Origin of the sequence: Dokdonia sp. Hel_I_53, from assembly GCF_007827465.1 — a bacterium.
Lineage (GTDB): Bacteria > Bacteroidota > Bacteroidia > Flavobacteriales > Flavobacteriaceae > Dokdonia.
This window is the reverse complement of the sequence record NZ_VISL01000001.1, coordinates 1,326,208-1,351,267: the sequence shown is the minus strand read 5'-3', so window position 1 is coordinate 1,351,267 and position 25,060 is coordinate 1,326,208. Positions and strand designations below refer to the sequence as shown.

Annotated in this window: 24 protein-coding genes; 18 read left to right on the top strand and 6 right to left on the bottom strand. The window is 35.7% G+C overall.

The window, feature by feature from the left end; genetic code table 11:
• The first annotated feature begins 46 nt into the window (after positions 1-46).
• The 11 genes from OD90_RS06080 (at position 47) to OD90_RS06030 (ending at position 11,104) form a co-directional block, all read left to right on the top strand.
• A complete protein-coding gene (locus tag OD90_RS06080; RefSeq protein ID WP_144668003.1) occupies positions 47-250 on the top strand; it encodes a membrane or secreted protein in 204 nt (67 codons plus the stop codon).
• Between the two features lie 6 nt (positions 251-256).
• Positions 257-1,372, top strand: coding sequence for a glycosyltransferase (locus OD90_RS06075; RefSeq protein ID WP_144668001.1), 1,116 nt, complete (start codon positions 257-259; stop codon positions 1,370-1,372).
• On the top strand, positions 1,363-1,932 hold the full coding sequence (locus OD90_RS06070; protein WP_144667999.1) for an RNA polymerase sigma factor: 570 nt from the start codon (positions 1,363-1,365) through the stop codon (positions 1,930-1,932). Before OD90_RS06075 ends, OD90_RS06070 begins: the two co-directional genes overlap by 10 nt.
• Positions 1,929-3,164: an Nramp family divalent metal transporter gene (locus OD90_RS06065; protein WP_144667997.1), complete on the top strand. Its 1,236-nt coding sequence runs from the start codon at positions 1,929-1,931 to the stop codon at positions 3,162-3,164. The genes OD90_RS06070 and OD90_RS06065 overlap by 4 nt, the downstream gene beginning before the upstream one ends.
• A 124-nt stretch (positions 3,165-3,288) precedes the next feature.
• On the top strand, positions 3,289-4,419 hold the full coding sequence (tgt, locus tag OD90_RS06060; RefSeq protein WP_144667995.1) for a tRNA guanosine(34) transglycosylase Tgt: 1,131 nt from the start codon (positions 3,289-3,291) through the stop codon (positions 4,417-4,419).
• On the top strand, positions 4,420-5,496 hold the full coding sequence (locus OD90_RS06055) for an LptF/LptG family permease (RefSeq protein ID WP_144667993.1): 1,077 nt from the start codon (positions 4,420-4,422) through the stop codon (positions 5,494-5,496). It abuts the gene before it with no gap.
• On the top strand, positions 5,483-6,388 hold the full coding sequence (locus OD90_RS06050; RefSeq protein WP_144667991.1) for a DMT family transporter: 906 nt from the start codon (positions 5,483-5,485) through the stop codon (positions 6,386-6,388). Before OD90_RS06055 ends, OD90_RS06050 begins: the two co-directional genes overlap by 14 nt.
• A gap of 79 nt (positions 6,389-6,467) precedes the next feature.
• Positions 6,468-7,421: an acetyl-CoA carboxylase carboxyltransferase subunit alpha gene (locus OD90_RS06045; protein ID WP_144667989.1), complete on the top strand. Its 954-nt coding sequence runs from the start codon at positions 6,468-6,470 to the stop codon at positions 7,419-7,421.
• Positions 7,422-7,589: 168 nt separating this feature from the next.
• Positions 7,590-9,146: a replicative DNA helicase gene (gene dnaB / locus OD90_RS06040; RefSeq protein WP_144667987.1), complete on the top strand. Its 1,557-nt coding sequence runs from the start codon at positions 7,590-7,592 to the stop codon at positions 9,144-9,146.
• 164 nt (positions 9,147-9,310) lie between these two features.
• Complete coding sequence (locus OD90_RS06035) at positions 9,311-10,570, top strand: asparagine synthetase B (RefSeq protein WP_186434717.1); 1,260 nt, start codon at positions 9,311-9,313, stop codon at positions 10,568-10,570.
• Between the two features lie 3 nt (positions 10,571-10,573).
• Positions 10,574-11,104, top strand: coding sequence for a hypothetical protein (locus tag OD90_RS06030; RefSeq protein WP_144667985.1), 531 nt, complete (start codon positions 10,574-10,576; stop codon positions 11,102-11,104).
• Positions 11,105-11,185: 81 nt separating this feature from the next.
• Here OD90_RS06030 and OD90_RS06025 read toward each other — a convergent pair whose 3' ends face one another.
• Positions 11,186-11,722, bottom strand: coding sequence for a DUF2911 domain-containing protein (locus tag OD90_RS06025; protein ID WP_144667983.1), 537 nt, complete (start codon positions 11,720-11,722; stop codon positions 11,186-11,188).
• Positions 11,723-11,975: 253 nt separating this feature from the next.
• Here OD90_RS06025 and asnB point away from each other — a divergent pair, with 253 nt between their 5' ends.
• The 6 genes from asnB (at position 11,976) to OD90_RS05995 (ending at position 18,645) form a co-directional block, all read left to right on the top strand.
• The gene (asnB, locus tag OD90_RS06020) at positions 11,976-13,646 is read left to right on the top strand and encodes an asparagine synthase B (RefSeq protein ID WP_144667981.1); all 1,671 of its coding nucleotides are present in this window, start codon (positions 11,976-11,978) and stop codon (positions 13,644-13,646) included.
• 117 nt (positions 13,647-13,763) lie between these two features.
• On the top strand, positions 13,764-15,053 hold the full coding sequence (locus OD90_RS06015) for an NAD(P)/FAD-dependent oxidoreductase (protein WP_261374467.1): 1,290 nt from the start codon (positions 13,764-13,766) through the stop codon (positions 15,051-15,053).
• Between the two features lie 58 nt (positions 15,054-15,111).
• Positions 15,112-15,810, top strand: coding sequence for a RadC family protein (radC, locus tag OD90_RS06010; protein WP_144669645.1), 699 nt, complete (start codon positions 15,112-15,114; stop codon positions 15,808-15,810).
• 14 nt (positions 15,811-15,824) lie between these two features.
• Complete coding sequence (locus tag OD90_RS06005) at positions 15,825-17,108, top strand: polysaccharide deacetylase family protein (RefSeq protein WP_144667979.1); 1,284 nt, start codon at positions 15,825-15,827, stop codon at positions 17,106-17,108.
• On the top strand, positions 17,101-17,784 hold the full coding sequence (locus OD90_RS06000) for a YjjG family noncanonical pyrimidine nucleotidase (RefSeq protein ID WP_144669644.1): 684 nt from the start codon (positions 17,101-17,103) through the stop codon (positions 17,782-17,784). Before OD90_RS06005 ends, OD90_RS06000 begins: the two co-directional genes overlap by 8 nt.
• 54 nt (positions 17,785-17,838) lie before the next feature.
• A complete protein-coding gene (locus OD90_RS05995; RefSeq protein ID WP_144667977.1) occupies positions 17,839-18,645 on the top strand; it encodes a hypothetical protein in 807 nt (268 codons plus the stop codon).
• A gap of 2 nt (positions 18,646-18,647) precedes the next feature.
• Here the strand turns inward: OD90_RS05995 and OD90_RS05990 are convergent, their stop codons facing one another.
• Positions 18,648-19,925, bottom strand: a complete 1,278-nt coding sequence (locus OD90_RS05990; RefSeq protein WP_144667975.1) for a replication-associated recombination protein A — start codon at positions 19,923-19,925, stop codon at positions 18,648-18,650.
• 85 nt (positions 19,926-20,010) lie between these two features.
• On the opposite strand from OD90_RS05990, the gene OD90_RS05985 reads away from it, so the two are divergent.
• Positions 20,011-20,766: a rhomboid family intramembrane serine protease gene (locus tag OD90_RS05985; RefSeq protein WP_144667973.1), complete on the top strand. Its 756-nt coding sequence runs from the start codon at positions 20,011-20,013 to the stop codon at positions 20,764-20,766.
• Between the two features lie 2 nt (positions 20,767-20,768).
• On the opposite strand, the gene rlmB is transcribed toward OD90_RS05985, so the two are convergent.
• The 4 genes from rlmB to OD90_RS05965 form a co-directional block, all read right to left on the bottom strand.
• The gene (rlmB, locus tag OD90_RS05980) at positions 20,769-21,503 is read right to left on the bottom strand and encodes a 23S rRNA (guanosine(2251)-2'-O)-methyltransferase RlmB (protein WP_144667971.1); all 735 of its coding nucleotides are present in this window, start codon (positions 21,501-21,503) and stop codon (positions 20,769-20,771) included.
• Between the two features lie 77 nt (positions 21,504-21,580).
• On the bottom strand, positions 21,581-22,456 hold the full coding sequence (locus OD90_RS05975; protein ID WP_144667969.1) for a hypothetical protein: 876 nt from the start codon (positions 22,454-22,456) through the stop codon (positions 21,581-21,583).
• Between the two features lie 16 nt (positions 22,457-22,472).
• Positions 22,473-23,414, bottom strand: coding sequence for a hypothetical protein (locus tag OD90_RS05970; RefSeq protein WP_144667967.1), 942 nt, complete (start codon positions 23,412-23,414; stop codon positions 22,473-22,475).
• A gap of 11 nt (positions 23,415-23,425) precedes the next feature.
• Positions 23,426-25,048 (bottom strand): SusD/RagB family nutrient-binding outer membrane lipoprotein, encoded by a 1,623-nt coding sequence (locus OD90_RS05965; RefSeq protein WP_144667965.1) that lies wholly within the window; start codon positions 25,046-25,048, stop codon positions 23,426-23,428.
• Positions 25,049-25,060: the final 12 nt, after the last annotated feature.

Genomic DNA, 25,060 nt, shown 5'->3' with positions numbered 1-25,060 from the left:
TTTAGCATAGACAGTGCTTTTTGTATCTTTGTTTAAAATTTTTGAGATGGAATTATTATTTATTACTCTGGCTTTATTGGGTCTTTCAGTAGGAGGAATAGCTATTAAAATTTGGGCTAAAAAAGACGGTAAATTTGCAGGTACTTGTGCTAGTCAAAGTCCATTTTTAAATAAGGATGGAGAAGCTTGTAGTATGTGCGGCAAGATGCCAGAAGAGATGGGAGATTGTTCTCAGGACCTAAAAGCCTAGCATCTATTGGAACAACTCAACACGTTATTATTTTATATTTTTTTAGGAGCCACAATTATTAATGTGGCTTTTTATCTTTTTTATAGTCGTTTCGCTTTCGCGAAAGCGGAAAAATCAAAACACAAAATCACACCTCCCATTTCAGTTTTGGTTTGCGCAAAAAATGAGGAAGGAAATCTAAAAAATAACATTCCAAAAGTTTTAGAACAAGAGTATCCTTGCTTTGAAGTTATCTTAATAAACGACGCTTCTACAGATAAGACAGGAGAAGTTATAGAAGACTTTGCTTTAAGTGATGCTCGCGTCAAAGAATTGCAAGTGCGTTACAATGAAAAGTTTTGGGGAAATAAAAAATATGCACTCACACTAGGAATTAAAAAAGCAACTTATGAACATTTAGTTTTTATAGATGCAGACTGTGTTCCTGCCTCTAAGAATTGGTTAGCACTGATGGCTTCCCAGTTTGTACCTCAGAAAGAGATTGTGTTAGGCTATGGTGGTTATTCCAAAATCAAGGGCTCTGGGCTCAATAAATTAATACGTTTTGAGACTGTAAACACCGCTATACAATATTTTAGTTGGGCACTAGCTGGAAAGGCTTATATGGGTGTGGGGCGTAATCTTAGTTATACTTCTGGACTTTTTTACAAGCACAATGGATTTTCAAAGCATATGTCTATACGTGGTGGTGATGATGATCTTTTTGTGAGTGAGGCTGCTACTTCAATTAATGTCTCTGTGCAGGAAGACCCAGAGAGTTTTACATATTCTTTTCCTAAAGAGAGTTTTTCAGATTGGCTCATTCAAAAAAGAAGGCACATAAGTACATCAAGTCACTATAAAGGTTTACATCAGTTTTTTTTAGGTATTTTTTTTCTGTCACAACTATTATTTATATGCTTGATGATTCCAGTAATTACCTTTGTTGAGGAACACTATATCGTGCTTCTTATAATTCTCATTAGATATAGTATTACATGGTCTGTGACTGTAATGGCAGGGGTGAAATTTAGAGAAAAAGATATTTTAATTTTCTACCCTATTTTAGAAATAGGTCTAGTTTGTGTTCAATTAGGTATATTTATCACAAACCTGATTTCAAAACCTAAGCGTTGGAAATAACCTCCGAAAAACTATTATTAGAAATTAAACGTGCAAAGGATGGGCAACAAAGTGCTTTTAACTTTTTGCTTAATTCTTTTTGGAATGAGGTGTATGGTTTTCAATTAAAACGAACAAAAAATCCTCATGATGCAGAAGATGTAACCATACAAACTTTTGCAAGAGCCTTTGATAAGCTTCAATTATTTAAGGAGGAATATACATTTAGCACTTGGCTTATAGCCATCTCAAAAAACATACATATTGATATAGTTCGTAAAAGGGAATCTTCTATTAGAGCTCAGCTTTCTGAAAGGGATGAAGAAAAAGTTCGTAAAGTGATTGATCAAAATCCATCTCCAGAAGATGCGCTTATTAAAGAACAAAATTTAACTCAATTGCTTGCTTTCGTAAAGCAGTTGAAACCTCATTATCAAGAAATGATTAACCTACGTTACTTTCAAGAGATGAGTTATAAAGAAATGGCAGAAGAAATTGACGAGCCTATCAATAATGTGAAAGTAAAATTATTACGTGCGAGAAGGCTATTGTCTGATATTATAAAAAAAGCAGATCGATGAAAGCGGTGCCTTTTAGAAAGCTAGGTCCAGGATTGCTGTTTGCTGGTGCAGCTATAGGAGTGTCTCACCTCGTACAAAGTACAAGAGCAGGCGCAGACTTTGGGTTTGGGTTGCTCTGGGCGCTGTTGCTAGTTAATATTATTAAATATCCTTTTTTTCAATTTGGACCACGCTACGCGGCGGCGACAGGTAAAAGTTTATTAGATGGCTATCTTAAATTAGGTAAGCCAGTGCTTTGGATATATTTCATCATTACATTAGGTACAATGTTTACTATACAAACGGCGGTCACTATAGTTACGGCTGGTCTGGCAGTGCAGTTATTTGGTATTACTAATGACATTGCAATTTGGAGTGTCGCAATTACATTCTTTTGTGCTGCGATATTAGCCATAGGGAGGTACCGTATCCTCGATAAATTAATGAAGGTGATCATTATTGTATTAACATTAAGTACACTCGTAGCTGTTTTCTTTGCTTTTAGAGAAAGTGTTTCCACATTAGGGTCTGGTGCATTAAGTAACTTAGGACAAATACTTCCTAACAATTCGGCATCAATTGCTTTTTTAATAGCTTTTATGGGATGGATGCCAGCACCATTAGATATTTCTATCTGGCATTCTTTATGGACTTTAGAAAAGGGGCAGCGTGGTAAAGAGGCTGTGCAAAATTCAATATTTGATTTTAATGTAGGATATACAGGAACTATTGTTTTAGGGATATGTTTTATGACGCTAGGAGCCTTAGTTATGTATGGTAGTGGGGAGACCTTTTCTAGTCGAGGAGGGATTTTTGCTAGCCAACTCACACGAATGTATACGGCAAGTTTAGGTGAGTGGGCTGCCGTTTTAATAGGTATTGCGGCATTTACGACTATGTTTAGTACTACGCTCACAACCCTAGATGCATCTCCAAGAGCGATTGCAAAAACGACAAACCTTCTTGGTTTTGGGTTGCATAAGAGAGGTTATTTACTTTGGTTAAGCATTCTTATCGTAGGTACGTGTGTGGTCCTGTTTTTTCTAATAAGTGAGATGGGTTTTTTAGTAAAACTAGCGACTATCTTTTCATTTCTTACAGCTCCATTTTATGCAATTTGTAATTATTTAGCTTTTAAAAACCCTGACATTCCTAAAGAGGCTAGATTATCAAAACCTCTTGAGATATATAGTCTTATAAGTATTTTTGCTTTACTAGGCTTTAGCGCTTGGTATCTCACCACTTTGTTTTAGGGAGGCGCTTTCGCGAAAGCGAACCGAAACTTCTGTTTTGATTCATAACAATCATCATGATTTTTTCTATTTACTGTAAATACGTAACCTATGATTTTACTAGTTTAAGTTATCTTTGCCGCTTATGCAATTTGACTTACTTACAACAGATCCTGCATCGCAGGCGCGAGCAGGAAAATTAACTACAGATCACGGTGTTATAGAGACACCTATTTTCATGCCAGTGGGTACGGTGGCTTCTGTAAAAGGAGTACACCAGCGTGAGTTGAGAGAAGATATTAATCCAGACATTATTCTTGGAAATACGTATCATTTATACCTACGTCCTAAAATGGAAATCCTTCAAAAAGCTGGTGGACTACATAAATTTATGAATTGGGATCGCCCTATCCTTACGGATAGTGGAGGGTACCAAGTATATTCTTTATCTGGAAGACGAAAAATTAAAGAAGAAGGAGTTCGTTTTAAATCACATGTAGACGGATCGATGCATCTATTTACACCTGAAAATGTGATGGAAATACAACGCCAAATAGGTGCAGACATCATGATGGCCTTTGATGAATGTACGCCTTATCCATGTGACTATAGATATGCAAAGAGATCTATGCATATGACACATAGATGGCTTGATAGGTGTATCAATCATTTTAATAAGACTCCTGCACTTTACGGTCATGAGCAGGCATTATTTCCAATTGTTCAAGGAAGTGTGTATAAAGATTTAAGGCAACAATCTGCAGAATATATTGCAAATGCTGATGCTTTTGGAAATGCTATAGGTGGATTGTCTGTAGGAGAACCTGCAGAAGAGCTCTATGCAATGACAGAAATTGTGACAGATATATTACCTAAAGAGAAACCTAGATACTTAATGGGTGTTGGTACACCTATAAATATCTTAGAAAATATTGCATTAGGAGTAGATATGTTTGACTGTGTGATGCCTACAAGAAATGCCCGTAATGGCATGCTATTTACAGCCCACGGACATATAAATATCAAAAATCTCAAATGGGAAGATGACTTTTCACCTATAGACGAGATGGGAATTACATGGGTAGATACAGAATATAGTAAAGCCTACCTTCGTCATTTATTTAAGTGTCACGAGTTATTAGGAATGCAAATTGCAACAATTCACAATTTAGGATTTTATATGTGGCTTGTAAGAGAAGCTCGTAAGCATATCATTGCTGGGGACTTTTTGATATGGAAAAACAAAATGGTCCAACAAATGGATAAAAGATTGTAATTGAAAATATTAGACTGGTATATAGTAAAGAGATACATCGGGACTTTTGTCACGATGCTAGCGCTGTTTGTTCCTATAGGAATTATTGTAAACTTGGCTGAGAAGATTGACAAGATACTCGCAAATGAAGTTCCCTTTGGAGAGGTTGCTTTGTACTACCTCAATTTTACTATTTACTTTGCAAATCTTCTATTTCCATTATTTCTATTTCTTTCAGTAATCTGGTTTACCTCAAAACTAGCAAACAATACAGAAGTTATTGCTTTTTTAAGTAGTGGAGTATCCTTTTCACGTTTTCTTAGACCATACATCATTGGAGCAACCATTGTTTGTATAGGAGCTTATATTATGGGAACATATCTTGCCCCTAGAGCCAATAGAGGATATAACGAATTTATATTTGAATATCTTAAAAAAGGAAAAAAAGATAGGGAGACTCAAGATGTGTATAGACAGATTGATGAAGGAGACTATATCTATGTAAGTAGCTTTACTCCCAGTACGCAAACAGGTAGAAATTTTACATGGGAACACTTTGAGGGAAATAAGATGACTTATAAAATGAGTGCATCTCGCATTAAATTTAACCCAGAAGATACTACATACACCTTATCTACATTTAAAAAACGCGAGATTGGTGAAAATGGGGATATTCTGTATAAACAATCTAAGCTTGATACCGTTTTTAATTTTGACATGGATGACCTCACCCCTGTAGAGTATATAGCTGAGACACTTAATACACCTGAGCTCAGAGAATTTATTGCAAAAGAAAGGTCTCGAGGTTCCTCCTACATTAGTAGATATGAAGTTACCTTGCAAAAACGGTATAGCCTACCTGTAGCAGCTTATATACTTACCATTATTGCAGTAGCTGTAAGTGCGATGAAGCGTCGTGGAGGTATGGGAATAAACTTAGCATTTGGAATTGTACTCGCTTTTGTATTTATATTTTTTGATAAAGTATTTGGGACATTAGCAGAGCAGTCAGATTTTCCCCCACTCATTGCAGTTTGGACTCCTAATATTCTTTTTGCCATTTTAGCAGTATATCTATTACAAAATGCAAAGCGATAACCTAAAGTCATACCTTCATTTTCATTTAATCGTATTTATTTGGGGGTTTACAGCAGTTTTAGGGGCATTGATTATCATCGATGCTGTGCCATTAGTATGGTACAGAATGGGGCTGGCAAGTATATTTGTTTTTATCTATATAAAAGTAAGGGGCATCTCATTAAAGATCTCTTTCAAAACATTTCTTGGCTTTGCAATAGCAGGGTTGATAATAGCGGTTCATTGGCTTACATTTTTTGGGGCAATTAAGGCATCTAATGTTTCCATCACCTTAGCAATGATGAGTACTGGAGCTTTCTTTACAGCCTTGCTCGAACCTATATTTTACAAAAGAAAACTAATCTGGTACGAACTTCTTTTTGGACTTATCGTAGTAGGTGCTTTATATATAATTTTTGAAGTAGAGCCAGAATATCAATTAGGTATTATAATGGCACTATTTTCTGCCTTTCTTTCGGCTGTGTTTACGCTTATTAATGGGAAATTTATTGCAAACCATAATCCTACAAAAATTTCTTTTTATGAATTATCTATAGGTACTTTGTGTATTACATTGTATCTCGCTTTTGCGAAAGCGGACACCTTTTTCTCCTCTCAATTTTTTGATTTATCAAATATGGATTGGATCTATATCATGATTTTAGCTTCTTTTTGTACCGCTTATGCTTTTATTGCTGCAGTAGCCGTGATGAAACACTTAAGCCCTTATACGATCATGCTTACAATTAATCTAGAACCTGTATATGGAATTGTGCTCGCTTTTTTGATTCTAGGTGATGCAGAACGTATGAGTACAGAGTTTTACTATGGAGCAATTGTAATACTTGCTGTGGTCGTAGCAAACGGGATCTTAAAAAATAGGAAAAGAGTCAAGGCTGTAAAAGAGGTTTGAGACTCTAAGAAAACACTTATATTTGTAGACTAATCTTAACTAAAATTATAGCGTTACCAGACGCCATAAATATATAAAAATGGAATATTTAGAATTTGAATTACCCATTAAAGAACTAGAAGAGCAGCTAGAAAAATGTGCATTAATAGGCCAAGAAAGTGATGTAGATGTCACGCAAACTTGCAAGCAGATAGAAAAGAAACTAGCCGCGACTAAAAAGGATATCTATAAAAACCTTACAGCCTGGCAACGTGTACAGCTTTCTAGACATCCTAATAGACCATATACATTAGATTATATTAATGCTATTTGCGGTGATACATTTGTAGAACTACATGGAGATCGTAATGTAAAGGACGATAAAGCCATGATAGGAGGCCTCGGGAAGATAAATGATCAATCATTTATGTTTATCGGGCAACAAAAAGGTTACAACACAAAAACGAGACAGTACCGTAACTTTGGGATGGCAAATCCAGAGGGATACCGTAAAGCATTACGCCTTATGAAAAGTGCAGAAAAGTTTGGTGTACCTGTAGTTACAATTATTGATACTCCTGGTGCTTATCCTGGTTTTGAGGCAGAAGAAAGAGGTCAGGGGGAAGCTATTGCTCGAAATATTCTAGAAATGACACGCCTCAAAGTCCCCATTATTGTGGTAATTATAGGTGAAGGTGCCAGTGGCGGAGCTTTAGGTATAGGCGTTGGTGATAAAGTATTGATGCTTGAAAATACTTGGTACTCTGTGATATCTCCAGAATCTTGTTCTTCTATTTTATGGAGAAGCTGGGAGTTTAAAGAACAAGCAGCAGATGCACTTAAGCTTACTGCTAAAGACATGAAAAAACAAAAACTCATTGATGAGATTGTAAAAGAACCTTTAGGGGGAGCACATTCTAATCGTGCAGAGACTTTTAAAACAGTAAAAGAGTCAATTTTACAAGCATACGATGAATTTAAGAACTTATCAAAAGAAGAACTGGTAGAAAAACGCATGGATAAATATTCTCAAATGGGAGTCTTCAAAGGTTAATAAGACGTTTTACACTTGATACCAAAAATCCGCAGTTTACAGCTGCGGATTTTTTTACCCTTATTAACAATATATTTGAGTTATTAAACATTTATAAACAAACAGCTGTTAAGATTACGCTTTCGCGAAAGCATAATTTCCCATTACAAATTATTTACATTCGTAGCTATGGAACAAATCAAGCCTACACCAGCATACAACATTTCTAAAGGTCAAGTGATTAATCTCGAAAAAGGGAAAATTCCACCACAAGCAATTGATCTTGAGGTTGTTGTGCTTGGTGCGCTTATGATTGATAAGAAAGGTGTTGATGAGGTAATTGACATACTTTCTCCAGAAGTATTCTATAAAGATCAACATAAACATATTTTTGAAGCGATACGTATTCTCTTTGAAGAAGGGCAGCCTGTTGACTTATTAACCGTTTCTGAGCAACTCAAGAAAATGGCTAAGCTTGATGTCGCTGGAGGAGACTATTACCTTATACAATTAACTCAAAAAGTAGCGTCTTCTGCCCATATTGAATATCACGCACGTATAATTTTACAGAAATTCATACAGCGATCACTCATTAAAATCTCTAACGAGATCATTGAAGATGCTTATGATGAGACTACAGATGTTTTTGACCTTTTAGATCAAGCAGAGAGCAAGCTTTATGAAGTTACACAAGGGAATGTAAAACGTAGTTCTGAAAGTGCACAAAACTTAGTAATACAAGCAAAAAAGAAAATTGAAGAAATTTCAAACCAAGATGGTCTCTCTGGGATACCCACTGGTTTTCACAAAGTAGATGAGCTTACATCAGGCTGGCAACCTTCAGATTTAATAATTGTAGCGGCTCGTCCAGGTATGGGTAAAACAGCAATGACGCTTACAATGGCTCGTAACATGGCTGTAGATCAAAATATTCCTGTTGCCTTTTTCTCTCTAGAGATGAGTTCTGTACAATTAATTACACGTCTTATTTCTTCAGAAACTGGATTAAGTTCTGAAAAATTACGTACTGGCAAGCTAGAAAAGCATGAATGGGAACAACTAAATGTAAAGGTAAAAAGTCTTGAAAAGGCACCACTTTATATAGATGACACACCATCTTTATCAATTTTTGATTTGAGAGCAAAGGCAAGAAGACTTGCATCACAGTTTGGCATAAAAATCATAATGATAGATTACTTGCAACTTATGACTGCAGGATCTGCACAAAAAGGAGGAGGTAACCGTGAGCAAGAAATCTCGATGATTTCACGTAACCTTAAAGCACTTGCAAAGGAGCTTGCAGTTCCCGTAATTGCGCTGTCACAGCTCTCACGTGCGGTAGAAACTCGTGGAGGTAGTAAAAGACCTTTACTTTCTGACCTACGTGAATCTGGAGCTATTGAGCAGGATGCAGATATAGTATCTTTTATATATCGTCCAGAGTATTATAAGATTGAAGAATGGGATGATGATGAGCGTAGCCCAACAGAAGGACAAGGTGAATTTATTGTAGCAAAACATCGTAATGGTGGTTTAGATAACATCCGCCTTAAATTTGTAGGACACTTAGGTAAATTTGATAATCTTGATGACTTTCATACACCTTATGAATTTGCAAGTAGTATGAATGCAGCAGCAAATGATGATACCTTTAATCCTAATGCGCTACCCTCTGCAAATGATGCTTTTGGAGGGCCTTCTGCTAGTGGTTTAACAAGTGAAGACGACGACGATATTCCATTTTAAGCTACTCTAAAATATAAATTAATTAAAAAGGTCTAAACAAGAGTTTAGACCTTTTTAATTGAGAAGAATTCATTAATTAAATTAGATAATTATCTAAGATGTCTAGAGATACGGCACTCTTATTGTAACAACATTTTTGTACATTTCACGTTATAAATTTAAGAATGAAGAAACTAGTATTACTTTCCTTTTTAGTGCTGAACTTCGCTTTCGCGAAAGCGTCATACCTCCTTATTCCGATGGATGTAGAATCTCAGAAGGAGCATTTAAAAGCATATGGGATTACCTACTGGGCATTAAATAAAAATCAAAAAGTAAAATGGCTTCTCAATTATAGAGGTGGCTCTTTTTTACTATCAGATACAGAAGATGCTCGTCGTGAATGCACCATACGCGGAGTTTCTTACGAAGTACTTTCTAATAGTAAAACTGAAGAAATCCTAGTAGATATTGCAAGCCCTTCCCAAAATATTGAAGCTGTTGTACTAGAAAAAGCACCAAAAATTGCAGTATATACACCTGACAGTAAAGTGCCATGGGATGATGCTGTAACAATGGTACTTACCTATGCAGAGATTCCTTATACTACTATTTATGATGAAGAAGTCCTAAAAGATCAGCTTATTCTATACGATTGGCTGCATCTTCATCATGAAGATTTTACAGGTCAATACGGAAAGTTTTATGGAGCCTATCGTACAGCTCCTTGGTATATTGAAGAAAAAAAGAACGCAGAAATGCGCGCCCAAAAATTAGGATACAGCAAAGTTTCAATTGAAAAGCGAGATGTAGCCCTAAAAATACGAGATTATGTAGTAGGAGGCGGTTTTATGTTTGCGATGTGTAGCGCTACAGATAGCTTTGATATTGCACTCGCTGCAGAAGAAGTTGATATTTGTGAACCTATGTTTGATGGAGACCCGAGTGATGCAGGATATCAAAACAAGATTGATTATAGAAAAACATTTGCATTTAAAGATTTTACTCTAGAGAGATCCCCTACAAGATATGAGTTTTCATCTATTGATATGACTAACAAACGACATATACCTTTCTCTACAGATTATTTTACTTTGAAAGATTATAGTGCAAAGTGGGATCCCATCCCCACTATGCTAGTGCAAAATCACACTGCCTTAGTGAAAGGTTTTATGGGACAAACTACTTCCTATGATGCTAAGACAGTAAAATCAAATGTACTTGTTATGGGAGAAAATTTGACCAATGGTGAGGCAAGATATATACATGGTATTAAGGGAAAAGGTTTCTTTACATTTTATGGAGGTCATGATCCCGAAGATTATCGTCATAGAGTAGGAGACCCTAAAACAGAGTTAGAGTTGCACCCTAATTCTCCTGGGTATCGTCTTATTTTAAATAACGTTTTATTTCCTGCTGCTCGTAAAAAAAAGCAAAAAACGTAATCAATGAGATTTTTGCTACTAATATTAAGCCTATGTGCACTAGGTTCATTTGTCAATATTTCAGAGCGAATAGAATGGGACATAAAAAGGCAATTAGAATGGTCAGATTTTAAAGGAACTCCTGTTTTTTTAGAAAACTGGGCAGCAAGTTCTAGTACAGGTATGAGTCAAAGCTATCAAATAAATAACAAGGGCTTTTTAGATAAAAATGATGTAAGGATTAAAGCTCACTTTTATCCAGAATACTCTTGGATTAAAGAAGGGAGAGAGTCTCAATATTTATTAGCACATGAGCAAACCCATTTTGATATTACAGAAGTGTATGCACGTAAACTATCAGAGCTAATTGAAAAAACAACATTTTCAAAAAATAGTTTGCAAGAAGTTAAAGCACTTTATAATCAAGTCGAAAAAGAGCGTGTTGCTGCTCAAGAGCAATTTGACTTAGAAACAAAACATTCTCTCGAACGTGAGGAAGAATTAAAATGGAGAGCTAAAGTCAAAGGCTGGTTGATGATGACCAAGGGAGGCTAGCTTTATCTGGTAAAATTTACAAATAATAAAGCCTGCATTTTCTATTGAGAATGCAGGCTTATATTTGCTTGTGTAATTAACTTAGTTATAAAAAGGTACTTGCACACGTGTAGTACCCCATGCCATTACTAGGTGGGCACCTTTTTCTACGGGAACAAATTCCATCCCAAAATACTCTACAGCCTCATCTGCCATTTCTACTGGAACAGTAATACGAGCTACATCATTATCTTTATTGTAAAAATAAGAACCCCATACATTAAGGTCTGAACTTAAAATAATGTTCCACTTATTACCTTCCGGCATTGCATACATTGTATATGTGCCTGCGCTCAAAGGTGTCGTACCTAGCTTCATGTCCTTATAGAGTGTCACTTCTACCGCTTCATTTGCTCCCAACCTCCAAACTTTTCCTTCTGGAGCGAGATCTGCGATTGCACGGCCTTTTAATTGTGGACGACTGTAAGTGACTTTGATATCTTTATTTGCTTCCTTATAACTTTTAGGGAAGGCCGCTTGATCCATCGGGCTTTTATCTACTTTGAAGTCTTGTGCTTGTATTGTTGGAGCTGCAGCAAAAGCAAAAGCTACTACTGCCGTAATAATCATTTTTTTCATAATATATTTTTTTTAAAATTAATAGTAATAAGTCTTTTAAGACATATTTTTCAAATTTAAGAACTGCTTTGCTTTTACACGGTTAAAGTTTCAAATTGTTTGGAAAATACGCTTTCGCGAAAGCGATAACTTATAAATAGAGGGTGTTTGTTAATTTAAAATTATAATTTGAAACCATTTAAATGACAAATATTTTAAATATGAAACAATAAATTGATCTTTGACGTATTATTTATAATTAAAACGAAAAATTATGTGTGGTATTGTATGTGCATTTGATCTAAAAGAGAAAGCAGAAGATTTACGTCCTCAGTTACTAGAAATGTCTAAAAAAATACGTCATAGGGGTCCAGATTGGAATGGAATTTTCCATAATGATAACGCTATTATGACACATGAAAGATTATCTATAGTAGACCCTGCCTCTGGAAAACAACCATTATTCTCTGAGGATGGTAGGTTAGTACTTGCTGCAAATGGAGAAATTTATAATCATAAAGAATTACGTAAAGAACTAACGGTTGATTACTCTTTTCAAACCGAATCTGATTGTGAAATAATTCTTGCTCTTTACAAAGAACACGGTTATGATTTTTTAGATAAACTCAACGGTATTTACGGTTTTGCACTGTATGATGTAGAGAAAGATGAATACTTCATATCTAGAGATCATATGGGCATTATACCTCTTTACATAGGGTGGGACTCTCACGGGACATTTTATGTAGCTTCTGAACTTAAGGCATTAGAAGGTGTCTGCTCAAAAATCGAGTTATTTCCGCCAGGTCATTATTATTCTAGTGTTACAGGAGAAATGACTCGCTGGTATAAGCGTGATTGGATGGAATACGAAAACGTTAAAAATAATGAAACAAGTATAGATGATTTACATGATGCACTAGCAGCTTCAATAAAACGCCAGCTTATGTCTGACGTTCCCTATGGAGTTTTACTATCTGGAGGATTAGACTCTTCAATCACCAGCGCAATTGCAAAATTATATGCAGAGAAGCGTGTAGAGAGTGGAGATCAAACAGGTGCTTGGTGGCCACAATTACATTCTTTTAGCATAGGGCTCAAAGGTTCACCAGATCTTGCAGCTGCACAAGTTGTGGCAAATCACATAGGTACGGTACATCATCCTATTGAGTTTACAATTCAGGAAGGATTAGATGCTATACGTGATGTGATTTATCATCTTGAAACATATGATATCACAACAATAAGAGCAAGTACTCCTATGTATCTTATGGCGCGAGTTATAAAATCTATGGGTGTAAAAATGGTACTCTCAGGGGAAGGCGCAGATGAGATTTTTGGTGGTTATTTATATTTTCATAAGGCACCCAGTGCAAAAGAGTTCCACGAGGAGACTGTACGAAAATTAGACAAGCTACATATGTATGACTGTTTGCGTGCAAATAAGTCTCTTGCTGCCTGGGGTATTGAAGGTAGAGTCCCGTTTTTAGATAAAGAATTTATGGACGTAGCGATGCGTATTAACCCAGAAGATAAAATGATCACTAAAGAGCGCCGTGGAATGGAAAAGTGGGTCTTACGTAAAGCTTTTGAAAAATATTTACCAGAAAGTGTTGCTTGGAGGCAAAAAGAACAATTTTCAGACGGTGTGGGTTACTCTTGGATTGATACACTTAAGTCTGTAGTAGATGAGGCTATAAGCGCTACACAGATGGAAAATGCACACCATCGTTTCCCTATTCACACCCCGCAAAATAAGGAGGAGTTTTACTATAGAAGTATTTTTGAAGAACATTTTCCAAGTGATGCAGCAGCATTATGTGTGCCTTCAGTACCATCTGTAGCTTGCAGCACACCTACCGCATTAGAATGGGACGAGGCATTTAAAAATATGAATGATCCTTCTGGAAGAGCTGTTGCGTTAGTGCACGATGATGCTTATTGATTTGTATATGAAATCATGATCTCTATTCTTTAACGAAAGATTAATCTATTTGAGAGATATCAATTTGTATTTCTAATTAACTTGCTGTTGCAAATGTGAATTAACAAAGTAGTAGTAATGAGTAATCAATTGAATATTCCAAAATCAATACAGAAACGTATTGTAATAGTAGGTGGTGGTTTTGCTGGACTTAATGTTGCAAAAGGATTGCTCAAAGCAAATGCACAGATAGTATTAATTGATCGCTATAATTTTCACACATTTCAACCATTACTTTATCAGGCAGCTACAAGTGCACTACCGGCGACAAGTGTTGTATACCCTTTTCGTGAGATTTTAAACAAATCAAAATCATTTTATTATCGCTGGGCAGAAGTGACAGGGGTGGACACCCATAATAAAGTTTTGAAGTGTTCTGAAGGAGATTTAATGTATGACACTTTAATTCTCGCTACAGGAACTGAAGTTAACTTCTTTGGCAACTCAAATATTGAAAAGTTTTCAATGCCTATGAAATCTTTACCGCAAGCTATTAAAATAAGGCAGACCATTTTAAATAATTTTGAAAAAGCAGATAGATGTGATGATGTTATAGAAAAAAAAGCGCTGCTTAATTTTTGTATAGCAGGTGGCGGACCTACAGGTGTTGAGGTCTCCGGAGCATTAGCAGAGATGAAGAATGAGATATTCCCAAGGGATTATCCGCATCTTGATACAGATCTGATGGAAATTCACTTGTTTGAAGGAAGCGAGCGGTTACTAGGAAGTATGAGCGAGCATGCTGGAAAGAAAGCATTAGCTTCTTTAAAAAATCTAGGAGTTATTCTACACTTAGAAACTGAGGTGAATGACTATGATGGACGTAAACTCTATACATCGCAAAATAAAGAGTATAGCACAGAGAATTTTATTTGGGCTGCAGGAGTAGTAGGAAAACCCTTAGAAGGTATTCCTGACACCTCTGTAGGTAAAGCAAAGCGTTATATAGTAGACAACTATAATGCTGTGAAAAACTGTAAAGATATCTATGCTATAGGAGATATTGCATTGATGAAAACTAATGATTTTCCAGAGGGTCATCCACAAGTGGCGCAACCAGCAATACAACAAGGCGATCATCTCGCAAAAAATTTGGCAAGAGCAATAAATGGTAAAGAAATGAAAACCTTTAGGTATTTTGAAAAAGGTTATATGGCTGTAGTAGGGAGAAATAAAGCCGTAGCAGATATCGGTAAATTTCAGTTTTCTGGTTTTGTAGCATGGCTTCTTTGGTCATTTATTCATCTCTTTTCACTTGCAGGCTTTAAGAATAGGCTAATTGTTTTTGTAAGTTGGATATATAACTATATCAATGGAGACAAATCTACAAGAGTCATCATACAAGAAGCAACGGAAAATAAATCGTAGTTCTTGGAGTCAAGAGTATGCTATATTTTTAGAGTATCGCTTTTGTTATATTTATAATATGGAAGATGAACACAAAAATTTCTCTATTAAAAATTGGTCTGAAGATGATAGACCTCGAGAAAAGTTAGTAATCAAGGGGAGATCTTCACTTTCAAATGCAGAATTAATAGCGATCCTAATAAGTTCAGGGTCTAGAGAAGAGAGTGCGGTCTCGCTTAGTAAAAGAATACTAGCTAGTGTAGAGAACAACCTTTCAGAATTAGGAAAGATTTCCATCAAAGATTTGATGAAATTTAAAGGCATTGGAGAAGCAAAGGCAGTATCAATTGCAGCGGCTCTAGAATTAGGGAGAAGAAGAGGTGAGGGGGATACGCTTTCGCGAAAGCGAATATCCAGTTCTAAAGACGCTTATCAAATGTTGCAACCAATGATAGGTGATTTAAGTCATGAAGAATTTTGGGTACTTTTTCTCAGTAATTCGAATAAAGTCTTGCGTAAAGAGCAAGTAAGTAAAGGTGGTTTAACCGGTACTCTGGTGGATATAAGGATGGTGCTCAAAACGGCTTTGGAATATAATGCAGTAGGAATGATACTTGGTCATAATCATCCGTCTGGAACATTAAAACCGTCTCAAGCAGATATATTACTTACTAACAAACTTAAAACAGCTGCCCAAGGTCTAGATATCCAAGTTTTAGATCATATTATTGTGACTGAAAAAACGTATTTTAGCTTTGCCGATGATGGCATACTCTAACGGCCATTTTCAAAATGTTACTTGTTTATACCCACAAAATAACTCCTCGTATTACTTATATCTTTAAGCATATTTGTACTCGAGTTTTAGGATTGCCAGTGTCTTTTACAACAAAAGTAGAAGAGCTTGTTGCACATGATGGACCTAAACTATCTTATACGACAAAAAAACTAGGTAATGAGTTGTACTTGCGTAGTACAGATTTACTTTTTGAACACGGTATATTGTCTACAGATGTTGTAGTACAGCAATGGGACGGTTTGCCAGCACTTTTTCCAGTAAAGGATGTTACAGCAGCGATTCCATTTGATATTTTTGCAGGTGCTTTTTATTTAATGAGTCGTTATGAGGAGTATTTGCCTCATGTTAAGGATGATCAAGGAAGATTTCCAGCGTCAGAGAGTATAGCTGTATTATATAAATTCATTAAGCTCCCGGTTATTGATATTTGGGTAGATCGATTTATAAGCATACTCCACGCAAACTTTCCTAACATAAATATCGATAAACCAGTCTATGAAAAGGAAATGTTAGTCACAGTTTCTCAAGCTTTTAAATACACCAAAATAGGGTTCTTAAGGACACTGGGTGGTTATATGACGGATACATGGAGATTACGCTTTCGCGAAAATTTTATTAGAACACAAGTACTTCTTGGTGTACGAAAGGATCCTTATAATATTTCAAATTGGCTCATAAATGTTCAAAAACAAGTTTCGCAGCCATTTAAAGTTTTCTATCAATTAGGGAATTATGGGATGCACAGTAAAAATATCAAGCATTCTAAAAAAGATTTTCAATCTGTAATGAAGATGATAGCAGATTATTGTGAAGTGGGCCTCTTGGTATCACCACAAGCTATCGCACAAAACATAGATCTGGCGGTAGAGCGTAAGCGTTTAGAATCTATTATACATAGACCACTCAAGCATATTCATATTGCAGACTTTAAATTAGTACTTCCTCAAGTATATAGGGACGCTTTGGATCAAGAAATTCAAAATGACTACACGATGGGCTATCCAGATGAGATAGGCTTCAGGGCGGGAACTTCTCAATCTTTTTTATTTTATGATTTGGATTATGAGATACAAACACCTCTTATGATCCACCCTGTTGCTATGCAATCTGACAATGTAATTAATTATCATAATCACACGATAGATTATGTAAGTTTACGAGATATGCAGAAGTCTATTCAAAGAGTAGGAGGTACGTTTAGATTAAACTTTTCAAATGCTTCCTTTGAAGATATTTTTAGTAAAAAATTATTTAGAAGAATCGCACTGGATGATTAATATAAAACATGTTTTTTTCGATCTAGATCACACGCTCTGGGATTTTGACCGTAATAGCAAATTAGCTTTCCGTAAAGTTTTTGAAATCAATGATTTAACGATGCCTTTTGAAGATTTTATAGAAATTTATGTTCCTATAAATAAGCAGTATTGGAAATGGTACAGAGAAGACAGAGTAACTAAATCTCAGCTTAGATATGGTAGATTATTAAAAACCTTTAAAAAATTAGGGAAACCAGTAACAGATGGTTTAATACATAAGCTTTCAGATGATTATATAACATATTTACCAGAAAACAATCATTTATTTGATGGCGTATTGGAATTGTTAAGTTACTTATCAGAAAAGTATTCTCTACATATTATAACAAACGGATTTGAAGAGGTGCAGCAAAGCAAAATACAATTGTCAGGGCTTTCTTCTTTTTTCAATACGATTACTACCAGTGAAAACGTGGGAGTAAAAAAGCCACACCCCAAAATTTTTCAACATGCGATTAAATTAGCAAATGCTTCAATTGAAAACAGTATCATGATAGGTGATACTTATGAGGCAGACATTGTCGGAGCGCAAAATATTAAGATGCAATCAATATGTTTTAACTACCATAAAGCTATACTACCTAAAGAAGTGATTACCGTAAACAGAATTAGTGATATTGCATCTCATTTATAAAATATGACTTCATTCCCTTACATTTAAAAACAAATTGATTAATCAAATCTAATTATGAATTATATACTCACTTTTATTTTTTCTTTATGTCTTTGTGCTGGTGCATATGCACAGGATTTTAATGATTACAAATATATTCTAGTACCAGATAAATTTAGTTTCTCAAACAAAAACAATGAATATGGACTCAATACCGCTACAAAACAGCAATTGCGTAGTTATGGTTTTGAAGCATATTTGAAAAGCGATGAGTTTCCTTTTAACCTAAAGCAAAATATATGCAATATTTTGGATCTTTCTGTTGAGCAGGAATCAAGCTTATTGCGCACTAAGATAAAGCTTGTGTTAAGTGATTGTGAGGGAAGACCAGTGTATATTTCTCAAATGGGAGAGAGCAAAGAAAAATTGTATCAAAAAGCCTATGTGGAGGCCTTCAGAGAAGCTTTAATTTCTTTTAAAACGTTAGAATTCGAAAAACCGCATTCGGAAAATGAAGCTCATTTTGAGGTGACAGAATCAGAAAATGTTCAAAATGAAATAGTCAAAGAACATAAGATCAACAGCGATACAAAGGATTTTGAGAAAGTGTCTACTAAGATTACAGAAGATAGTTCCCCAAAAACGGTGTTGCGATTCATAAGTATAGATGGTCTCTATAAAGTTTACCAAAATGATGATAATCTTAAATTCTACGAAGGATTGAATGAAATTGGTAATGCTAGATCAGTTAGAAATTCATCATTTACCGTAGAGACAACCCAATTTTCTGGTGAAGCTTTTTTCAGAAAAGGTGATCTTATATTAAACCGTTACATAAAGGGAGTGGGTAAAGTTGAGATGGTCTTCAAGTTAGAAAATTAGTACTAGTAATTATATTTAAGACCCCATTTATTTTTCAGTTCTTTTCGAATGGTAGTCTCTCTAGCACTTTCGCCTGGACTATAAAAAGTGGTGCCTTTAATTTCATCTGGCAAAAACTCTTCTTCCACAAAATTTCCTTTATAATCATGAGCATATTTATAGGTTTCGCCATACCCTATCTCTTTCATTAATTGTGTGGGCGCATTGCGTAGGTTTAGTGGCACTGGAAGATCACCTGTTTGTTTAACGAGTTGCTGAGCCTTTCCAATAGCCTTGTAAGAAGCATTACTTTTTGCAGAGGAAGCAAGGTATGTGACACATTGGCTTAAGATTATTCTTGATTCTGGATACCCAATAGTGGTGACCGCCTGAAAGCAATTATTTGCTATAACAAGTGCCGTTGGGTTTGCATTCCCTATATCTTCAGATGCCGAAATGATAAGCCTACGAGCAATAAATTTTACATCCTCACCGCCCTCTATCATTCTAGCAAGCCAGTATACAGCTCCATTAGGATCGCTGCCTCGAATAGATTTAATAAAAGCACTTATAATATCGTAATGTTGGTCGCCAGTTTTATCGTATAAAACTGTATTCTGTTGTACCTTGCTCAAAACCATCTCATTAGTTATTTCTACACTGGTGGTGCTCTCTGTAGTAACAACAAGCTCAAATATGTTAAGTAGCTTTCTAGCATCACCGCCACTTAGTCTTAATAGAGCTTCTGTTTCTTTTAATGTAACGCTCTTTTTATTAATTATATCATCTTCAGAAATTGCTCTACGTAATAATTTAATTAAATCTTCCTTGGAAAAGGGTTTTAGGATATATACCTGACATCTAGAGAGTAATGCAGGAATTACCTCAAAACTAGGATTTTCAGTTGTAGCACCAATTAATGTAACCCATCCTTTTTCTACTGCTCCTAATAATGAATCTTGTTGAGACTTACTAAAACGATGAATTTCGTCAATAAAGAGTATTGGGTTTTTTTGGGTAAACAACCCGCCACTTTGTTTTGCTTTATCAATTACTTCTCTTACATCTTTTACACCACTATTGATAGCACTTAATGTGTAGAAGGGACGATTAGACTCTTTAGAAATAATTGAAGCTAGCGTGGTTTTTCCTATTCCTGGAGGTCCCCAAAGAATCAGTGAAGGTATAATTCCTACCTTAAGCGCTTGTTGCAATGAGCCATTTGGTCCTACTAGGTGTTGTTGGCTCAAGTAATCCTCTAATTTGGCAGGTCGTAATCTTTCAGCTAGTGGTTTGTTCATAATGTAAAAATAACTAAATTGAGAACGAACGGTGACATATTAACGCGTTTCACTCTTCGGCATTGGTTTTGAAATATAAAAATTGATGAGTACAAATAAAGATCATTTTCATTTTTACAATGGAGTTTTGGTATACCCAATACTTCTTGTGCTTTGTATGTGGATTGTTTTTTGGATTGAGGTTAAATTTGGTTACAACTTCACCTCGTGGGGCATACGGCCACAATCTATAAAAGGTCTAAGAGGGATTTTCTTTTCACCTTTTATTCATTCAAGCCTTGATCACCTATGGCATAATAGTGTGCCTGTCTTTGTACTTACTACAGCTTTATTTTATTTTTATAAAAACATTTCTTGGCAGGTCTTCATTTGGCTAATGTTACTGAGCGGTTTGGGTACTTGGCTTATAGGAAGGACTTCCTTTCATATTGGTATGAGTGGCTTGGTATATGCATTAGCTTCTTTTTTATTTTTTAAAGGTATTTGCAGTAAACATTTCAGACTTGTAGCCTTGTCCTTATTAGTTGTATTTCTTTACGGTAGTCTTATTTGGGGTACATTGCCCTTAGATGAAAAAATTTCTTGGGAAGGGCATTTATCTGGTTTCATTGCAGGAATTTTGGCTTTAGTTCGCTTTCGCGAAAGCGTACCTCTACCTTCAAAATACAGCTGGGAAGAAATACATTACGAAGAAGAAAATGACCCATTTATGCGACAGTTTGATGAAGATGGTAATTTCTTTGAATTACCTAACACAGAAGAAATAGAAAGTAGTGAAAGCAATAAACCACCTCAAGAGGTGGTTTACATATTTAAGCCATCATCAAAAGATGATGATTAATATTATAGCCGTTGTCTTACAACTTCGTAAAGAAATGCACCACAAGCTACAGATACATTTAAAGAAGCGATGGTGCCTTGTAGTGGTAACTTTGCTTTATGATCAACTAATTTTAGAACGCCAGGGGAGACTCCACTGTCCTCCCTTCCCATAACAATCGCTAGAGGCTGATTGAAGTTTTGATTGAAAAGGGTGTTGTCCGTTTTCTCTGTAGCTGCCACTACAGATACTCCGGATCCTTGTAAATAGTATATAGCGTCTTTAATATGGTCTACTTTTGCTATAGGAATGTTGAAGGCAGCTCCGGCCGATGTTTTAATAGCGACACCATTTACAGGTGCGCCACCTTTCTTTGGGATGATGATTCCATGTACTCCTGTACACTCTGCGGTTCTAATAATAGCACCAAAGTTACGTACATCAGAGAGTCCATCTAGTAAAAGAAACAAAGGCTTTGCTTCTTTTTCAATCATTTCATTTATCAATCTTTCAAAATCTGCATATTTAATAGCGCTTACAATAGCAATCGCACCTTGATGATTTTGCTGGGTAAGTTTATTTAATTTTTCAACAGGGACATAGGAAGTTTGTACTCCATGTTTTTTTATGAGCGTATTCAGCTCACTTAATAGTGAATTATGTAATCCTTTCTGTAGGAATACTTTGTCAATCTCTTTTCCAGCTTCAATAGCTTCTATGATTGCTCTAGTACCAAATATTTGTAGATCTTTTTGCATAGAGCCAAAGATAGTTGTTTTAAAAAAAAAGCGCTCCCTTATGGGAGCGCTTTAATACTATAAAATATGCTTAGTTATTATAATACTGAAATATCAGTATAAGTAGCATTTCCATCTACAGTTGTTTGTGTAAATGTCGCAACAGGGAATCTACCATTTGTAGGCGTACCTGCAGGAATCACAAACTCTAGAAGAGTCTTTTGACCATCTGAATCAACTGTAAATAATCTAGAATTCACATCAGCAGAAGTTTCTGTATTCACAGGATCAAAGACAGTCACGTAAAAGTCATAAATCCCATCTGGATTAGTATTATTAAATACATCAGATTCGTATCGACTTCCAGTGGCTGAACTTTCAAATAATCCAGTAAAACCTCTATCAATTACTTCTAGGTCAAAGTCATTTACAGTAGGGTTTTCCCAATCGTATAAGTAACTTAAACCAGTTGCGCTAACCGCAGGAGTTTGGTCATAGTACTCTAAAGTCGCAATGTCAGAAGTTGTTGCAACAGTATCTCCACCAGATGCAACAAAGACTTCTTCTCCGTCTTCGTCAACAGTTACTTCACCTCTTCGTGCTCCAATAATTGCAGCAGAAAATGTTCCTCTTTCATCATAAGCCAAAGTGGCTCCAGTATTTGGAATAGTAATAGATCCATCAGCACTAGTAGATCCAGCAGCAACAATAGTACTACTATTGGTAACTTCACTACCTTCTCTTGAAGAAACTTGAACCTGACGAGGATCACTAGAACTTGAAGCTAATGTAACAGAATAACCTGCTGCTTCAGATCTCCCAAAGAATGGGTCACTTTCAAAATTTAATGATGCTGTTTCTGAACCTTGCCCAGCAATAATTGGGTCTCCAGGTAATTCATCATCTGTTTCACAACTTAGGAGAAGTCCAACAGCGCAAAACAAAATACTATATATTTTTAAATTTAATTTCATTTCTAAAAGTTTTAAATTATTGTTTCACAAGGATAAAGTCGTGAGGATTTCCATTTAAAGGTGTGAAGTTTAATCTTAAATCAATGACTCCAGTACCGGCACATGGTAAAACAAGACCATTTTCTAGAAGATATGTATTGACTCCAAATCCTGCACTAGCTGGAAGAGAAACTCCGTCATCGTTAACTGCAGTAACAGATCCAGATGATGGATCGAAAGTGATGATTAAGTCATCAGACCCCAACGCAAGGTATTCTCCTCCTACAATTGTTACTTGATTATCTCCAGGTCCAGCCACAACTTCTCTAATTAGATCAGCTCCACTATCAGGAAAAAATGCCTGAGCGGTCACATTATAAGTTCCCACTACATCTTCTACAGTGAATGCAGGACAAGCTAATGTAAAAGCAAAGTTCATTGCGCTATTGTAGAAAGCCGAATTTAGTAATGGATCATTTGTGTTACCAATTCCAATTATACCCGTCTCATCATCAAATGAAGGTAGAATCCCTACAGACTCATTACCATCTGCATCTGTCGCAGTAGCCACAAAACTAAAGCTATCACCGAAACTTATTTGATCTAAAGTTAATCCTAAAGCCGATGCTATCGTAGGTAAATCAATTCTCAATTCTGAAGGAAATGAAGTAACAACAAACACATCTTCTGCTATCTGAGTGTTTCCTGCAATAGTTGCATTCACGTCAAGAGAATAAGATACTGCATTGCCATTGAAATCCTCAATAGTTGCTGTAAAGCCAGCAGTATCAGGCTCAGAATAACTTACAGTTGCAGGTGCAGTTTCACCATCGGCAAAACGTACAAAAACACCATTTCTGAATTCTGGTATAGTATCTACACCGGCAGCAACTCCTGTTTCATCATCATCACAAGAAATAAAGGTGATCGAAAGAGCTCCTACTAAGGCAAATAAAAATATTCTAAATTTATTTTTCATCTTTTTAAATATTAATCAATGAAACCAACAGGGTTTGTATCCCAAAATACTCTTTCTGTAGTTTCATTTTGTGTTATATTTTGATTGTTGTTTACCACGTTTTGTCCGTATACAAAGACTCTTGGGAAAGGTCCTGCAGGAAAAACTGGTGATTGAATGCTTGAAAGACTACCAGGGTTAGATGGATCTATAGGCATACCTGTTCTTCTGTACATATTGTATGCTTCAACACCATTTCCGAACATTGCTAGTAAAAACTCGCGCTCAATGATAAATAATTGTTGATCCTCATCTCCTGCAGCATTAGCATATTCTAAGTTAACTGCGTCTAAGTATGCATTTACAGCTGCTGCATCAATTTCAGGAGATCCTAAGAAACCACTTACTTTATCAAAACTTTGAGTAATTGCAATATTTAAGTAATTTAATGGATCACCATTAACCCCATACTTTAAAGCTCCCTCAGCAAGAAGGAAATGAGTAAATGATGAGTTAAAGATTGGTTGTATACCAGCACCACCTGCATTACTGCTATTTACAGTAGATACGAATTGCTCGTCATCATATGCTCCACCTCCTGGGTAGATGCCATAAGTTGTTCTTAAAATATTATCAGCAGGAAGACCTTCATTATCTGCGTGATCTCTACCCCAATATCCATCTCCGATATAACAATAATCATAAACAGCATTACCCTCACATGGAATTTCTTGACCTTCTGGAGCTCTTCCAGTCTGTCTATAGACATAATATGTAAGCCTTGGATCTTCTACAGCTTTTGCATCTTTTAATAAGAACATGTAATAGTTACTCATATAAGTGCTTGCTCCTCCAGGTAAATAATTACCTGTGAAAAAAGGATGACGACTCTCTACTGGAGGACCAGTTTGAGTATAGCTAAAGTTAAAATCCTCATCAACCATATCAATAATATTACCTTGAGATAGGATACTATTAATAGCAGATGCAGACTCTGCTGGACTTGAGAGTGCAAGGTTAGTATACGCTCTAATTTTTAATGTATTTGCAAGACTAATCCAATTATTAGTGTTTGCATCGTAATAAAAATCAGAAGTAGGAAGATTAATTGTAGATGTATTTAATAAAACAATTGCTTCATCAAGTATATCTAAGGCTGCCTGATAAACTTCTGCTCCTGGATCAGCTACAGGTTGTTCTATTGCTGCATTATTAGCTTCTGAAAAAGGAACGTCTCCTAAATAATCAACTAATAGAAACAAATTGTAAGCTTGAATAGTCTTAGCTATCCCCACGTGAACAGGAATGTCAGCTCCATCATTATTTAAGTCTTCTAAGAGTTGAATGTTACCAAAAGTTCTGTAGCTAGTTGCATACTCTCCTGTTGCTCCATCAAGTGTCAAAGTATTTACAATACTTCCGTACGTCGAGAATAGATTTTCCATTCTCGTCAAATCTCTTGAGGGACCGTTAAATCCATTCCAAACGCTCGTGAAGTTTAACAATACTCCATTAAGTAAGAAATTTGGATCTGATTGTTCAACACTCAAGTTATTAGGATCTGTTGTCAAATCTAGCTCTGTTGATTCACAAGATGCAAATATGAGAGCTAAACAGGCAATATATGCCGATAATTTATACTTTATATATTTCATTTTTATAATTTT

Excerpts from the sequence above, each read along its gene's own strand:
- OD90_RS06080 (WP_144668003.1), top strand. The coding sequence starts at position 47 with ATGGAATTATTATTTATTACTCTGGCTTTATTGGGTCTTTCAGTAGGA.
- dnaB (WP_144667987.1), top strand. The coding sequence starts at position 7,590 with ATGGAACAAATCAAGCCTACACCAGCATACAACATTTCTAAAGGTCAA.
- asnB (WP_144667981.1), top strand. The coding sequence starts at position 11,976 with ATGTGTGGTATTGTATGTGCATTTGATCTAAAAGAGAAAGCAGAAGAT.
- OD90_RS06015 (WP_261374467.1), top strand. The coding sequence starts at position 13,764 with ATGAGTAATCAATTGAATATTCCAAAATCAATACAGAAACGTATTGTA.
- OD90_RS05975 (WP_144667969.1), bottom strand. The coding sequence starts at position 22,456 with ATGAAATTAAATTTAAAAATATATAGTATTTTGTTTTGCGCTGTTGGA.
- radC (WP_144669645.1), top strand. The coding sequence starts at position 15,112 with ATGGAAGATGAACACAAAAATTTCTCTATTAAAAATTGGTCTGAAGAT.
- OD90_RS06065 (WP_144667997.1), top strand. The coding sequence starts at position 1,929 with ATGAAAGCGGTGCCTTTTAGAAAGCTAGGTCCAGGATTGCTGTTTGCT.
- OD90_RS05995 (WP_144667977.1), top strand. The coding sequence starts at position 17,839 with ATGAATTATATACTCACTTTTATTTTTTCTTTATGTCTTTGTGCTGGT.
- OD90_RS05990 (WP_144667975.1), bottom strand. The coding sequence starts at position 19,925 with ATGAACAAACCACTAGCTGAAAGATTACGACCTGCCAAATTAGAGGAT.
- OD90_RS06050 (WP_144667991.1), top strand. The coding sequence starts at position 5,483 with ATGCAAAGCGATAACCTAAAGTCATACCTTCATTTTCATTTAATCGTA.
- OD90_RS06000 (WP_144669644.1), top strand. The coding sequence starts at position 17,101 with ATGATTAATATAAAACATGTTTTTTTCGATCTAGATCACACGCTCTGG.
- rlmB (WP_144667971.1), bottom strand. The coding sequence starts at position 21,503 with ATGCAAAAAGATCTACAAATATTTGGTACTAGAGCAATCATAGAAGCT.
- OD90_RS06030 (WP_144667985.1), top strand. The coding sequence starts at position 10,574 with ATGAGATTTTTGCTACTAATATTAAGCCTATGTGCACTAGGTTCATTT.
- OD90_RS06035 (WP_186434717.1), top strand. The coding sequence starts at position 9,311 with ATGAAGAAACTAGTATTACTTTCCTTTTTAGTGCTGAACTTCGCTTTC.
- OD90_RS06025 (WP_144667983.1), bottom strand. The coding sequence starts at position 11,722 with ATGAAAAAAATGATTATTACGGCAGTAGTAGCTTTTGCTTTTGCTGCA.
- OD90_RS06045 (WP_144667989.1), top strand. The coding sequence starts at position 6,468 with ATGGAATATTTAGAATTTGAATTACCCATTAAAGAACTAGAAGAGCAG.
- OD90_RS05970 (WP_144667967.1), bottom strand. The coding sequence starts at position 23,414 with ATGAAAAATAAATTTAGAATATTTTTATTTGCCTTAGTAGGAGCTCTT.
- OD90_RS06005 (WP_144667979.1), top strand. The coding sequence starts at position 15,825 with ATGTTACTTGTTTATACCCACAAAATAACTCCTCGTATTACTTATATC.
- tgt (WP_144667995.1), top strand. The coding sequence starts at position 3,289 with ATGCAATTTGACTTACTTACAACAGATCCTGCATCGCAGGCGCGAGCA.
- OD90_RS05965 (WP_144667965.1), bottom strand. The coding sequence starts at position 25,048 with ATGAAATATATAAAGTATAAATTATCGGCATATATTGCCTGTTTAGCT.
- OD90_RS05985 (WP_144667973.1), top strand. The coding sequence starts at position 20,011 with ATGAGTACAAATAAAGATCATTTTCATTTTTACAATGGAGTTTTGGTA.